This is a genomic window from Candidatus Clostridium helianthi (assembly GCF_045310795.1).
In the GTDB taxonomy this organism is placed as follows: Bacteria; Bacillota; Clostridia; order Clostridiales; family Clostridiaceae; genus Clostridium; species Clostridium helianthi.
Map to the genome: position 1 here is coordinate 1 of NZ_JBJIAB010000064.1, position 15464 is coordinate 15464.

General features: G+C 31.5%; 13 protein-coding genes. 2 read left to right on the forward strand and 11 right to left on the reverse strand.

Annotated elements, in window-relative coordinates:
- The 3 genes from ACJDTP_RS26275 to ACJDTP_RS26285 all read right to left on the reverse strand — a co-directional run.
- On the reverse strand, positions 1-485 hold a 485-nt coding region (locus ACJDTP_RS26275), incomplete at its 3' end, for an electron transfer flavoprotein subunit beta/FixA family protein (RefSeq protein WP_406762871.1).
- A 13-nt stretch (positions 486-498) separates the two neighbouring features.
- Positions 499-1638, reverse strand: coding sequence for an acyl-CoA dehydrogenase (locus tag ACJDTP_RS26280; RefSeq protein ID WP_406762872.1), 1140 nt, complete (start codon positions 1636-1638; stop codon positions 499-501).
- 395 nt (positions 1639-2033) lie between these two features.
- Positions 2034-2930, reverse strand: coding sequence for a LysR substrate-binding domain-containing protein (locus ACJDTP_RS26285; protein WP_406762873.1), 897 nt, complete (start codon positions 2928-2930; stop codon positions 2034-2036).
- Between the two features lie 129 nt (positions 2931-3059).
- Between ACJDTP_RS26285 and ACJDTP_RS26290 the strand changes: the two genes are divergently transcribed.
- Both ACJDTP_RS26290 and ACJDTP_RS26295 read left to right on the forward strand, forming a co-directional pair.
- Complete coding sequence (locus ACJDTP_RS26290; RefSeq protein ID WP_406762874.1) at positions 3060-4175, forward strand: alkaline phosphatase family protein; 1116 nt, start codon at positions 3060-3062, stop codon at positions 4173-4175.
- 221 nt (positions 4176-4396) lie between these two features.
- Entirely contained in the window at positions 4397-5341 is a 945-nt protein-coding gene (locus tag ACJDTP_RS26295; protein WP_173714069.1) for an NAD(P)-dependent oxidoreductase, read from the forward strand.
- 95 nt (positions 5342-5436) lie between these two features.
- Here the strand turns inward: ACJDTP_RS26295 and ACJDTP_RS26300 are convergent, their stop codons facing one another.
- The 8 genes from ACJDTP_RS26300 to ACJDTP_RS26335 all read right to left on the reverse strand — a co-directional run.
- Positions 5437-6309 carry an SPL family radical SAM protein gene (locus ACJDTP_RS26300; RefSeq protein WP_406762875.1) on the reverse strand — a complete coding sequence of 291 codons (873 nt, stop codon included), beginning with the start codon at positions 6307-6309 and terminating at the stop codon, positions 5437-5439.
- Positions 6310-6360: 51 nt separating this feature from the next.
- Positions 6361-6894: an RBBP9/YdeN family alpha/beta hydrolase gene (locus ACJDTP_RS26305; RefSeq protein WP_406762876.1), complete on the reverse strand. Its 534-nt coding sequence runs from the start codon at positions 6892-6894 to the stop codon at positions 6361-6363.
- Positions 6895-7075: 181 nt separating this feature from the next.
- Complete coding sequence (locus tag ACJDTP_RS26310) at positions 7076-7486, reverse strand: peptide deformylase (protein WP_168982953.1); 411 nt, start codon at positions 7484-7486, stop codon at positions 7076-7078.
- A 566-nt stretch (positions 7487-8052) separates the two neighbouring features.
- The gene (locus tag ACJDTP_RS26315) at positions 8053-8919 is read right to left on the reverse strand and encodes a sialate O-acetylesterase (protein ID WP_406762877.1); all 867 of its coding nucleotides are present in this window, start codon (positions 8917-8919) and stop codon (positions 8053-8055) included.
- 619 nt (positions 8920-9538) lie between these two features.
- Entirely contained in the window at positions 9539-9796 is a 258-nt protein-coding gene (locus tag ACJDTP_RS26320) for a CD3324 family protein (RefSeq protein WP_168982955.1), read from the reverse strand.
- 383 nt (positions 9797-10179) lie between these two features.
- A complete protein-coding gene (gene ppsA / locus ACJDTP_RS26325) occupies positions 10180-12792 on the reverse strand; it encodes a phosphoenolpyruvate synthase (RefSeq protein ID WP_406762878.1) in 2613 nt (870 codons plus the stop codon).
- A gap of 934 nt (positions 12793-13726) precedes the next feature.
- Positions 13727-14725 (reverse strand): LacI family DNA-binding transcriptional regulator, encoded by a 999-nt coding sequence (locus tag ACJDTP_RS26330; RefSeq protein ID WP_065417845.1) that lies wholly within the window; start codon positions 14723-14725, stop codon positions 13727-13729.
- Between the two features lie 274 nt (positions 14726-14999).
- Positions 15000-15464, reverse strand: a 465-nt coding sequence (locus ACJDTP_RS26335) for a transketolase-like TK C-terminal-containing protein (RefSeq protein WP_406762879.1), incomplete at its 5' end; no start/stop codon positions are given.

Consider the following 15464-nt stretch of genomic DNA (forward strand, 5'->3'; position numbering starts at 1 on the left):
CCATCTTCTAGTGCTCTATTTACTATTAATGTATTTCCTTCAACTTTAACGTCTTGAACGTAAGTTACTTGAGGAATGTTTAAATGTTCTGCTATTTCTGGTCCTACTTGAGCAGTATCTCCATCAATCGCTTGTCTTCCAGCAAATACTAAATCATAATCTAATTTAGCTATTACTCCTGCAAGTGCCTTTGAAGTAGCTAAAGTATCTGCTCCTCCAAGTGCTCTATCTGTTAATAGGACAGCTTCATCAGCTCCCATACATAATGCTTCTCTTAAAACAGCTTTAGCCATTGGAAGTCCCATACTTATTACAGTAACTTTTCCTCCAACTCTTTCTTTTAATTGTAATGCACCTTCTAAAGCATGCTTATCTTCTGGGTTCATTATTGATGGAACACCATCTCTAATTAATGTACCAGTTTTAGGATCAATTTTTACAGCTGTAGTATCTGGAACTTGTTTTACACAAACTACTATATTCATTCTAAAAGTCCTCCTATCTTAAAATGCTTCCTGCGATAACCATCTTTTGAACTTCTGAAGTTCCTTCGTAGATTTCGCATATTTTAGCATCTCTCATCATTCTTTCTAATGGGTATTCTTTAGTGTAACCATATCCACCAAAGATTTGAACTGCCTTAGTTGTAACTTCCATTGCAACATTTGCAGCAAATAATTTAGCTCTTGCAGCATCTATTGAGTAAGGCTCACCATCTTGCTTCTTTGTTGCAGCTAGGTATACTAAGTATTTAGCAGCTTGGATTTTAACATCCATTTCAGCTATATACCATTGTAATCCTTGGAATGCTGATAATGGTTTACCAAATTGTTTTCTTTCTTTCATATAGTTAACAGCTTCTTCAAAAGCTCCTTCTGCAATACCTAAAGCTTGAGCAGCTATACCAATTCTTCCTCCATCAAGAGTTTTCATTGCTATACCAAATCCCTTACCTTCTTTGCTAAGTAGGTTTTCTTTTGGTACTATGCAGTTTTCCATAACTAACTCAGTAGTTGAAGATGCTCTGATTCCCATCTTATTTTCTAATTTTCCTATTGAGAATCCTGGGAATGACTTTTCTACTATGAATGCAGAAATTCCTTTTGTTCCTTGGCTCTTATCAGTCATAGCAAATATTATGAAAGTTTCAGCAACTCCACCATTTGTTATGAAGATTTTTGAACCATTTAATACATAATGATCCCCTTCTAATACAGCAGTTGTTTGTTGAGCTCCAGAATCTGTACCAGCACCTGGTTCTGTTAATCCGAAAGCACCAATTTTCTTACCACTACAAAGATCAGGCAAATATTTTGCTCTTTGTTCGTTAGTTCCATTTTCATTAATTACTGTTGCACATAATGATGTATGCGCTGAAAGAATAACTCCTGTAGTACCACAAACTTTTGATAATTCTTCCACAGCAATTATATATGAAAGAACATCTCCGCCTGCTCCGCCAAATTCTTTTGAAAATGGAATTCCCATCATTCCAAGCTTAGCCATTTTTTCAACGTTTTCCATAGGGAATCTTTCTGTTTCGTCGATTTCAGCAGCTATTGGCTTAACTTCATTTACTGCGAATTCTCTAACCATTTGTTGTACTAATTGTTGTTCTCTAGTCAACTTAAAATTCATTAAATTACCCTCCTTGTTAATTAAACCTATTTAATAGCAGATAAATATATATAAATCTTTAATATATTATCAATTAAATACTATTCATAACTTTAAAATTTATTATCTATTCTTAAAATTATTTTCTGATCTTCTCACAAGTTAAGAAATCTGTTGCTCAATTGACTTAAAGACAAGTTACTAAGTATTAAATTGCTTAGTATTTAGATAAAAATGGATGTTTATCCTTTATCGGGATAAACATCCATTTTTTTATTATCATATGGAAAATGCTCTTTAAATCAAAACGTGACCACATTGTTATGAGGCATTTCAAATCTTATTTAAATTAATATATAAGGTTGACTGCAAATAGAATGTACTTTCTCCAACATATACATAATATATCCAAAGTACTATTGTACCTTTAGGGGATTCTCATCCTTTATTGTACTACACAGCATTATAAAGTTATGTATATATTCTGTTAAATGCTTGTTTTTATGATATGAAATATAGAACTTCCTTGTAAAATTATATTCTTCTAAATTTATTTTTGCGATTTTTCTGTTTTTTAATTCGTCTTGTATTAAGTATTGAGATAAAAGTGCTATTCCTTTATTATGAATTACAGCTTCTTTTATAGAATCAATACTTTTGCAAATCCATGTAACATTAGGAATAATATGCGATTCATCAAAAATATCTTGAAGCATTTTTTGAGTTCTGCTTCCAGGTTCACGGGCTATTACTGGTTCTGAGCTTAATTGATTAATTTTAATTGTTTGTTCAGCAAGGGGATTTTCTGGATGGCAAACAAGCATTAGTTTATCATCTAAAAAATCAACATATGTTAACTCACTGCAAGGAGATTCCATTTGAATAATGGCTACATCCAAATCATATGATAATATCTTTTGTTCTATGTAGGAGCTATTTCCAATTTCAACTTGAATATTTACGGAAGGATAAAGGTTCTGGAATTTCTCTAATATTGGGTAAATTAATTTATGACCAATTGTGGTACAAACTCCAATGCGTACTAGTCCTTGATAGGAAAGATTTCTCATTTTTAAGTTCATTTGCCCTAAATCATATAATAATTGTTTTGCATGGAAAATCAATTCCTTTCCATTAGAAGTCAAATATAGTTTTTTAGATAATCGCTCAAATAACTTTGTATTATATTCATTCTCCAGCACTGATATTGACTGACTAACGGATGATGGCGATATATATAATTTTTGAGCGGCTTTACTCATACTCATTTGAGTACAAACTTCTACAAATATTTCTAAATCACGAATTGTCAATTGAAATCCCCCATTCCATATAGTTAAGTATTTACTAATCATTATATAATATTATTCATATTTTACAAAGCATTATAGAGGTGATAATCTAAAAACAAATAAGTGTCTTGATTAAAGGGGATGTAAATTATGCAAAAAATATTGATTGTTGTCATTGATGGGTGCTCTCCAGAGTATTTTACTTTGGAAAATGCACCAAATATTTATGGTTTATGTGAGCAAAAAGGATTCATAAAAAATATCTATGGTGCAATTCCTACGGTAACCAATGTTAATCATGCCTCTATTCTGTCAGGACTTTGGCCAAATGAGACACAAATGGTAGGAAATTTCTTTTATGATCACATAACAGGAAAGTCTGGATTTATACAAGAGAAAGGATTTATGAAAGCTACTACAATATTACAGCACATTAAAAGTATTGGTGGTAAAACTGCTTTATTGACAGTAAAAGGAAAGATTCTTGAAGTATATGGAGAAGATGTTGATTTAGGAATTAGTGCTGAAAAGCCTGACCTTAACCTTTTAGAGCAGCTAGGCATTTCTATGCCGCCAAAAATACAAAGTGTAGAAAGTAGCAAATGGATTTTAGATGCAACCTATACGTGCATACAAAAAGAATCTCCTGAAATTGTGTACTGCACTACTAATGACTATATTATGCATCATTATGGACCAAACTCTGAACAGGCTAAAAAACAAATAAGCGATATTGATAACTGCATCAAAAAAATACACGAATTAGAGCCAACCTGCCAGATTTATATTACTGCTGATCATGGAATGAATAAAAAAACTACTCTTGTAAATTTTCAAAATTTATCTGAACAACCAGGTTTTCATGTTGTATGTGTGCCTCCAATGAAAGATAGATATATTGAAAATCATGCGTATCAGGAAGGTGGAACACTTTATGTATATATGAAAAATGCAGATGAAATGGAAAAGTATCTCAAATTTGTGTCTGCTCAAATATCAGTTGACAAAATTTTGAATAACAAAGAAGCTGCTGAACTTTATCATTTGCCAATAAATAGTATAGGAGACTACGTCATTTTTGCATCTGAAGATTATGCATTTGCCGAGATTGAAGGTATTTATTTAAATACTAAAGACGTACGAACTCACGGCTCCCTTTATGAAAGGGAAATACCTTTAGCAGCAATTAATCCTATTGCGTCAAAAGAAAAGTATCAATTCAGTAAAGATATAACTTCAAATATTTTGCAATTGTTATCTAGATAGCAGTGCAGTGAGAATAGCAATATTCATAGAATATTAATGCTAAATAGATCTTAACTTACTTTGACAATAAGAAGGACTATGTATATTATAATAACGAACAAAATATGAAAAATTCTGAGATTTCGCTCGCGGTATATGATGTAGAAAATGCCTGGCTTGTACTTGCTAACATCAAACGGATTTTCTTCGAAATGATATAGAGAATGAAAGGTGGTTTAAAAATGAAAATTCTTATAGTCGGATATTTTACTGAGACCTCAAAATCAAATATTGTAAGGCATTTTCCAGAAGACTGGGACATCGTAATTGTCCAGCCCGGAAAAGAAATGTTGCATCATATTGAAGATTGTCAGGTACTCATACCTGAACATATTAAAGTAGATTGCAGTTTGCTTTCTATAGCAAAAAAATTAAAGTTGGTACAGACGGGTGCAGGATTTGACAATGTAGATATCGATGCCTGCACGCAGTACGGCATTTGGGCTGCCAATGCTGCAGGAGTGAATGCACAGGCAGTTGCCGAGCACGTAATGGCGCTGATATTGTCTTATTATAAAAACATACCGTTTCTTGATTCTTTCATGAAGAATAAGATAGATGAAAATGGATTGCAGTATACAGGAAGTGAATTAAAAGGCAAAACCATCGGGATTATAGGCTTTGGCTCCGTCGGTAAAAAAGTAGCTGAGTTTTGCAGGGTTTTTGATATGAATGTTCTGGTTTATGCTAGAAATCCCATTGTACAGTCTGACGGTTTTGTGAAAATGACGGATTTCGATACTCTTGTAGGCGCATCAGACATAGTAAGTGTGCATGTATCCTTAAATCAGCAAACCAAACAGCTAATCAACAAAGATGTATTCAAGAAAATGAAGAATACTGCACTTTTTGTCAATACAGCCCGCGGCGGAATTGTCAATGAAAGAGACTTGATAGATGCATTGAAAAACAAGGACATTTCAGGAGCATGCCTTGATGTGTTTGAATCTGAACCTCTTCCAATTGAAAGTGAACTCCGAAATCTAAGAAATGTGATACTTACTCCTCATACAGCAGGCTTGCCTGATGGTCTCAAATTCCATAAAAAAAGATATGATTTCTTCGTGAATAATATAAAGCGTGTAGAGAATGGTGAAGAGCCTGAAAGCAAGCTCAATCAGTTATAGTTTTGCTGTAATAAAAATAAGAGCCCTTTATTCTACTTTGTATATGAATATTATATACAAAGTAGATAACACCTTTTTATCATAGAAATTATTTCCTATATATCAAAACCTATTTGAACTTCATTATTCTCCTCTTCAAAAGCTTTCATATAATTAAAAACTTCTTTCACTTCAAAAATAATATTATTCTGCTGACAGGTGTCTTTAATAATTTTCATTAATTTTTCATGATTCTTACTTAACACTTCATAACTATTCCCATATTCTCTTATATATTTTTCTTTTAAACCTTTAAAATGCTTATCTAAATTCTTATAATAATATTCCCTATTTCCATTTCTTAATGTTAATCCAATACCAAATACTATAATTCCTTTAACTTTAGCTTCTATACAATAATCTAAAACTCCTCTTATATTTTCCTCTGTATTATTTATATAAGGTAAAATAGGACTTAGCCAAACTACCGTAGGAATTTTGTTATCCCTCATTATTTTTAAAACTTCGAATCGTTCTTTTGTTGTAGAAACATTAGGTTCAATAATCTTACATAATTCTTCATCATAAGTTGTTAATGTCATCTGCACAACACACTTTGCTTTTTTATTTATACTTCTTAGCAACTCTAAGTCTCTTAAAATTCTATTTGATTTAGTTTGTATCGCGAGTCCAAATCCATACTTATCAATTATCTCCAAACATTTTCTTGTATTTTGAAGATTTTCTTCTAGATGAATATATGGATCACTCATTGCACCTGTTCCAATCATGCACTTTCTTCTTTTTTTCTTAAGTGCGTCCTCTAATAACTGCAGCACATTAGCCTTAACCTCAATGTCTTCAAATATATGATCCATTCCATAACAATGACTTCTGGCGTCACAATATATACATCCATGAGTACATCCTCTATAAATATTCATTCCATTACTACTAGATAATATACCTTTTGCCACTACATCATGCATAAAATCGTAACTCCCTTCAAATTAACACTGTACAATTGAAAGTGAAAAATCTTATCGAATTCTTTCCAATAGTTTCTGAAATAAATTAAATCCTTCATTCCAATCATCTATATTGGATTCACTATTTATATGACCCTTTCTACCCACAGATACTGTTTCAAGGCCCCACTGTTTGCCTTTTTCTATACAAAACAGAGATGATGAATATTGATCATTCTCACTATAAATTAGCATTCCAGGCAACTCCAGGTTATCCTCTGGCAAATGTTCAAATGAGTCTAAAAAATTTGGAAATTGTTCCTTGTTTGGATCTGGTGGAGCCACTAAGAAGACTGCTTTCAAGTACTTTCGTATCTTAGGCATGGCTTTTACAGTAAGCAAGCAGCCAAGGCTGTGTGCAACTAATACTACATCGCAGCTATTTTCTATTGAAAGATTTTCTATTAAATTTTTTTCCCATTCTTTATATACTGGATAATCCCATTCCTCTTGGGCTATTCTTTTAAATCCATATTTTTTCTCCCAAATAGTCTGCCAATGTTCTGGCCCAGAGTTATTAAGGCCAGGAACTATCTTTATATTCATTATTAACACCTCAACCATCTTACTTTTTCTAAAAGATTTCATCTTTGTACCAAATCCTAACATACATGTGTGCTTATGTAAATGCAGTTATTAAAAGCAAATATAAATTGAATATTGTGCTTTCCTTTTGCATTTAAGGATTTATTTTTAGTATTATCAAGCTACGTTTTTAACTTGATGATTAGATTATTATACCTTCAAAATGATCCATTTCATGTTGAATTATTTGTGCTGTAAAGCCATTAAACACTTGTTTCTTCTTATTAAAGTTTCTATCAAGATACATAACCTCTATCATTTCATATCTCTTTGTTTTTCTAAATCCAATTAAAGATAAGCAGCTTTCTTCTGTTTCATAAGGCTTTTCCTTTTTTAATATAACTGGATTTATCATAGGTACAATAAGATTGCCTACAGTAAATACTAATATACGCTTTTTTACTCCAATCATATTAGCAGCCAATCCAACACAATGCTCTAAGTTTGCTCTTAATGTATCTATTAAATCATCAATTACTACCATATCATTTTTAGTTGCCTCTTCTGATTTTTGCCCTAAAAATAATATATCTTTTACTATTGGTTTTATCATACTTTATACCTCTTTTTCAGTTATATTTTTTTATAAAGAATAGGATGTAGTTTTAAAATACATCTTATAACCTAACCTTATCAAGCAAATTGGCTTGGCCATACACATTATTACAATTAGCTATAAGTTCTTTATTTAATACACATCCATAATTAAAAAAATTATAACATAAACCAATGATACTTTTAATATCATTGGTTCATATTTTAATATTTAATCATGTCCTATTTGTTTTTTGACAAAGGTTTCCCTCTTTTTAGATTCCGCACTAAATCATTTAACTCTCCACAATTTTATTCTCTCTTCAAACTTCTTATCTCTCAATATAAAAATCTGTTCTTCTATCGTAAATTACATAAAAATTGAGATATTTTTTTGAACCTACAGCATTCAAACCCGCATTATTCAAGCATATTCTGAAGAATATATATTCTAATATTCTTCAGAATAAATATGGTGAAGAATATTAGAATACAGTTATTCTGCTGACTCGATTTTATTTAGAAGATGCATTAAAGAAAACTTGTAAAACATCTGCCCACTACATTTAACTCTGAATTGTACTTTTAGCTCAAGAAGACCTTATTATCATTATTGATATTTGACATTTGTACTTGATAGTCTTCTAATGATATATGTCCTCCAGCAAATTTATTTTCTAGTATTGTCATCTTTTCAGTCTTTGTTAAAACTCTTTCACTGTCTATGTTAATAGCATCTTCTTCACCTTCTAGTGGAGTTAATATATGATTTAATTTATCATATGCTTCAAAATACCTAAGCCCAAATATTCTCTGTGAAGCTGCATTTATATGAATACCATCAGGATTAGCTGTTAAGCCTGATGCTGTTACAAAATAACAATTCTTGTGACCTTTGGCGAACTCTAAAAGTTCCTCATTTATTTTAGGGTATTCTGGAAAATAGGTACCTAAAAATCCACTTCCTAAGTAGTCTCCAATTTCACCTATAATAATAGGAATATCTGGCTCACCAAGCTCTCTACGAAATGCATCAACAATTACTGAAAACTTTTTATTATAAAGCTTGTAAAGCCCTGAAAGAGAATCACTTTCACCTTGATGCCATAGAATTCCCTTAAGCTTACTACTTTCTTTAGCAAGTTTTGCTTGTAATATAGCATGTTTGAATAATGGACCATCCACTGACCAATCATCTAAACTTGTACCACCATCAGCACAAGGTATTAAACCTATTTCTTCATCTTTATTTTTTCTACACCATGCAGCAGCAAAAGAAGCCGCCGGACCAATGCCTGAATAAGGTCTATCATAGTTTATCGGCTCCGTCATTATTTGCCATATTCCATTACGCATTACCTTTATACGTTCATTACAAATTAGTGGAACATCTTTTAAAAATCCTCTACCAGCCATATTTGATTGACCAACCATTAAAAACGAATTTATCATAATTATCTTTTCCTCCTTGTTTATCACTCCACTTTTTGAATTACATTTTATTTTTATTAATCGACTTATGTACTAACTGATAAATCTTCCAAATTCCTTAAAATCGAGGTTTATTAATTATCATATTAGCTTTATTATTTGAACATATTCATATATCTAAAGTCTTTATTATTCTAGAATTTGTACTTGAAGATAATAAAATATTAGCTCTTGATACATAATACAAATAATTTTGAAAGCCTAGTTTATTATTCAAAATGTATGTGGATTTTGTTATTGATATTATCTATTCTAAATAAAAATATCAATCTTAGTATTTGCTTAAGCACTACTAAAGCATGCTTTTATTTTATGATTTTCTGCTCTAATATAATAGCCTTAAGAATAGTTATAATTATTCTTTCCTGAACATTAACAAAATCGTAGGCCAATATTTTTTCTATCATCTTTTAAAAATTCCCCTTCTAAATCAGCCTTTCTCATAATTTATCCCATCAAGTAGTGCAATGTGTACAGATTTTACAGCTATACGGTTTCCTACAGAATAAAAAAACACCTATAGATTAAACACTTTTTTCATGTGTCTATTCTATAGGCATAATTTTAGATATCTCTTGTTTTATTTATTCACTATTTTTCTTACTGAGTCATATGATAAACAATATTTCTCGGCAATATTAGTTATTGTCGCTCCATCTTTATATTGATTGATTATTTCACTATTACGTTTCTTATAATATTCTCTTGAACCACTATTTTCTCCCCACTTTCGTTTTTTTCTAGAAGCAGGAATATATAACAATTCTCCATCTACATAATTTAAAATTTCATTCAATAATTCTTTTGGAAGCACATCTGCTGCATTGATATATTTCATACTTCTACCCCTTTACTTAATCAATTAAATAAAGTGCAGAATTAGCAGCTAATGCAACTTTTTATCCCACGCAGTTTGTTGCATTTCTACTATTCTGCATGGGCATAAGCACTCTGTAAGTTATTTTCATTTTTTAAATTTATAAACATACCTACCACCTCCAAAGTCCTATAAATGATATATATGAGTATAACATAGTTAATCTTTAAATCCAATGTCTGAACACTTCAATTTTTTAGAAGTCTATCTAATCAAGCTTTGTCTTCTCATTTTTGACTTCTTTAGAATCAATGTTATAGTCAAATGAATATTGGTCCTCGGTAATAATTTTTTTAAGTTTCCACTTGTCTATTCGGTAATCTCAATTTATAGCCTCTTCTCCACTATAAAATTTCTACATAACCTTCTGTACCATTTACACGAATCCGATCCCCATCTTTTATCAGTTTAGTTGCATTCTCTACTCCTACAACTGCTGGTAATCCATATTCACGCGCTATAACAGCTCCATGAGTCATGAGTCCCCCAATTTCTGTGACTAGACCTTTTATTGATACAAATAATGGTGTCCAGCTAGGGTCTGTAAATGATGTGACTAATATATCTCCAGCTTCTAACACAGCATCTTCCATGTTTAAAATGACACGCGCTCTTCCTTCTATAACTCCAGAAGAAACAGGTAGCCCTGGAATCGCGCCTGCTGGAATATTTTCTCGTTTATATTTACCTGTAATAATTTCACCATCAGAAGTCATAACACGTGGTGGTGTTAGTTTCTCATTTAATTTATGTTCTTCTTTACGCTTGATTATAATATCATAATCAAGTCTATTTGTGTGTACCACTTCGCGAAGTTCCTCAAGAGTAATGTAATAAATATCTTCTTTTTCATGAATAACGCCATCTTGTACGAGTCGTTCCGCTTCTTTCATTAAAGCCTGCTTATAAACAAAATAGCGGCTAATCATACCGTATTTTGGGTATTCGCGGTAGCCTATAAAATTCCTGATCAAGTCGATATTTCTTTTTGTCTCTTTGGCCTTTTCTTCACCATCAGGTAACTCTCTTAACCTACTTAATAACTCTTGTTCTTTATTCAAAGCTTCCTGTCGCCCTTGCTCAAATTTCTTTTTGCCAGCACTCGGCTCAAAGTTTTTAATATTGCTTAAAATCATAGGGACAAGTGTAATTGGTTTTTCGCTGAATCGAGTTCTAGTAATGTCAATTTCTCCACTGCAGCGCATTCCAAATTTCCTAAGATAAGACAAGATTGCATCCCTTGTTTCCTTTCCACCATGAAATTTAATCACTTCCTCCAAAAAGTTATCATCTTTTACATGTTGCAAAAAATCAACTATTTCTGGATAAGGACGTATCACATCTGCCACATCCATTAATTCTAGACCCATTTCCGAAGTAATATTGTTTGGTACAGATTGAGAAAGGATATCGGCTGCATTTTTTTCACCTAACCACTCGTTCATCTTTTCATTAATCCAAAGCGAAGCATTTATAGCAGACATAAATACAGCTGTACTTTGTGGATCAAATAAAATTCTCTTTAACTCATTCGTATCTTCTAGAATAAAATCTATTAAATCTACCCCTGATTTCTTTTTGATATCTTGTTTCAACTCTTCTATTGATGATTGAGTCTTCTTAATCAGTTCAGAAACAATTGTTGGATCCAATTCCTTTTGTGGCTCTGAACCTGCAGCTGAGATACTTTTATTGCTTTTAATGTCACTCTGTTCCTCTTTATCATTTGGTAAGCATTTTATGAAATCTCGCTCTATTATGGTCATAATTGCGTCTTCTGTGAGAGGTTCGAGTTGTTTCATATTATTTAATAAGTTTTTTCTGCCATCTGGTGAAGCCAGCATTGGTGCCACATCAACAAAAAATCTTCCACCAGCTTTAAACCATCGACCAAAAGATATTAACTCCTTTAAAGAGATTCCGAGTGGCTTCAAAGGATCGGTCATCATTTGTTGATGTCCCACAGATAAATATACATGTTTTCCATCATCACTAGCTTCAGGGACCGGATATAAAGTAGTGATTGGTCGGCTCTGAACGATATAAAATGTATCGTGAGCCAAACACCATTCTATGTCTTGTGGACATCCAAAATGCTCTTCAATCTTTCTCCCCATATGTGTAAGTCTCAAAATCTGTTCATCTGTCAGCACTTGACTATTTTGCATTTCAGGCTCAATCTCCAACTTTTCGGTACCACCATCTTTTAAAGAATAGATACCTAGCTTCTTAGTAGATATTTTCTTATCTACTATTTTATCATTGCGTACTCTATAATTATCAGCATTCACTAATCCAGAAACCAAGGCCTCCCCTAGCCCAAAGCTTGCATCAATGGACACCACTTTTCTATTACAAGTAACAGGATCAGCAGTAAACAAAATTCCTGCCGCCTTAGGGAATACCATCTTCTGAACAACCACAGAAAGGTGCACTTTATTGTGGTTAAATCCGTTTTGAATACGATAAATTACTGCTCTCTCTGTAAACAGTGATGCCAAGCACTTTCTGATATGCTTTAAGATTGATTCCTTTCCAATAATATTTAAATACGTATCCTGCTGACCTGCAAAAGAAGCTGTCGGCAAATCCTCTGCGGTTGCACTAGAACGTACGGCATATGAATCTTTTTCACCAAGTCTTAATATAAATCTTGCAATCTCTTCGTTAATAACTTCAGGTATAGTTATCCCTTCAATCACCTTGCGAATTTCACTGCTAATTTCTCTTATTTTTTCTATGTCTTCTACTCCAAAATGCGATAATTCATCTAATAAACCTTTAAGTTCTTCATTATCTTCAGTTATTTTTTTATACGCTTCTGTTGTAACACAAAAACCTTCTGGTACTAAAATTTCAGTAATTCTAGATAATTCTCCTAGATTAGCACCTTTCCCTCCAACCATGGAAATCTTTGTTTTATCAATCTCCTGAAAGCTAAGTACATATGAATTCATACACATTCCCCTTCCTCTTTTAAGTCGGAACCCTGAGTAGTTTAATTCACTTGCTCACCCGCTTATACTTCCGTTAAAACCATTTAAACTTTTAATATATTTTCTATATACGGGTGAAGCAGTTTTCTACGAAGTGATTCTGTTCCTATGATACACAGAATAAGCACATATTATAAGCCTGTTATTTAAAAATTTCATATGGTATAATAAAGTTGAGGGGAATAGTTGATTCATCTAATAAAGTTATCAATGTTGTTTCCTGTAAATTCGACTCTTCTGTGTTCTTTGCCCTAAACGTTTCTATATTAACATCTTTTATTTGCACCTTCATAGTTTTCAAGCGCTAACGCAAGGCTTGTCTGAACAATTGAATTTGTATTTCCTTGGTGATTCTTATATAAATTCTCCAATAGCGTGCCAGTTTAGAACTCTTGTAACAATAATAGTAATTAGTTAATTAATAAATAGGATTGTACATATTTTGACGGTATTTTACGTCATTGCTAAACAAGAGCTTTTAGTTCGTTCTCATATTAATATATTGCTGAAGAATTCCAATTACTATATTTATAATACTTATCTTTATTTTTCTATAATCAATCAGTCATAACACTATAAAAATGCAGTGACTGATTGTCGTTATTTCCAAATACATTGTTTCCACTTATTTATGGTTTAAATCATAAAATGCACCTGCATCTTTGCTTACATTCTTATAACGGCTTAATAAATACTTCGATAGTTGTAATTTTAAAAGTATTGGTACTTACATTATATTAAATCCATTTTTCATCAAAACTTAATGAATTGATATAATCTTGATAAGTGTTATATGTCTTAGAAGAAGTTTTTTTAATTCAGTAATATGTACTATTTCCACAGTATCATGTGCATAATAGATCACAGCTTCATTCTCATTACAACACTTTTTGTACTAGGCCGTTCCGCCAACTATAATATTAGGTGTAAAATATACTTTTTTATTTTTTATTGGTTGTTCTGTTATAATATCTATTATTAATTTAGATGCTTGTTGTCCCATACTATAAATAGGTTGTTGAATTGTTGTAAGTTCTGGTTCGATCATTTTAGATAGTGTTATTCCATCAAAACCCATTATCAGAATATCTTCCGGAACTCTATATTCTCTTCTTTTAAGAGTTTTTATCCCACCTATAGCCATTATATCATTAGAATAAAAGATAGCATCAAAACATCCACATTGATCAATTATCTGATTAGTTACTTCAATACCACCTTCTAAAGAAAATGTACTTTCAAAAATTAATGACTTATTATAAATTCCATACTTAGTCATAATCTCCTTATACCCATCTATTCTCTCTTGGTTTACATTTATTTTCTTTGGTCCAGAAACAAATACTATATTTCGCTTACCTTTACTATATAAATATTCTATACCGCATTTTATTCCTTGTTTATTATCAAAATAAACCCCTGGATAATCTTCAAAACCTTTAATATATCTATCCATAACCACAAATGGTATGCCATTCAATTTCAAAATATTCGCATTACTCTCACTTTCTTGTCCCGGAATTAAAATTATTCCATCAATTAATTTGCTTATTAAAAGCTCTACATATTTCTTTTCTTTATCTGGATTATTATCAGAATTACACAAAATCACATTGTACCCTAACTTATTTGCAACATCTTCTATAGCTCTTGATAACTCTGAGAAAAATGGATTTGATATATCTGGAATAATCATTCCAATGCTTCCAGATTTTTTGGTATTTAACCCTCTAGCCACATTATTAGGAATATATCCTGTTTCTTTTATAACACTATAAATTTTATTTTTGGTTTCTTCGCTTATATTGCTATCTTTCTTATTAACAACCATAGATACTGTCGTTTTTGAAACTCCTACTTTTTCTGCAATATCTTTCATTGTTATCTTATTCATATATTTAACTACCTCAATCCTTCATAAAATATTTAACTGTATGTTTTTAATATTTCTAATCTACTGTTTATCATTACTAATGTAACTTATCTATTAATGTACACATTTTTTGAATCAATCTGCTAGAACAGCCATATAAAATAGAAATAAATATCTTTTTATATGGCTTTAATATTATTATATAATTATAAACACTTTTTGGGAATTTATAAATAATCAGCTTTTTATCTTTATAGTTTATTGTATCTACGAATACTAATAAAATAAATATGGTTTACTTGTTAGCAACATTAATAGCTTTTTCAACAACATTTTCTACAGTGAATCCAAATTTCTCGAATAGAATTTCTGCTTTACCTGATGCTCCAAAGGTATCTAAAGATATAACCTCTCCATCAAGACCTACATATTTATGCCATCCAAAGCTTGTTAATGCTTCTACTGCAACTCTTGCACGAACTTTATTTGGCATAACTGATTCTTTATAGCTTTCGTCTTGAGCATCAAATAATTCAAATGATGGCATACTTATAACTCTTGCATCTATTCCTTTAGCTTCTAATTCAGCTGCTGCTTTGTAGATTAATTCTACTTCTGAACCTGATGCCATTAAAAGTACATCTGGAGTTTCCTTCTTAGAATCTTTTAAGATATATCCACCTTTTAATGCTCTCTTAGGACATCCATCATATAGTGGTAACTTTTGTCTTGTTAATACTAGTGATGTTGGAGTAGTTCC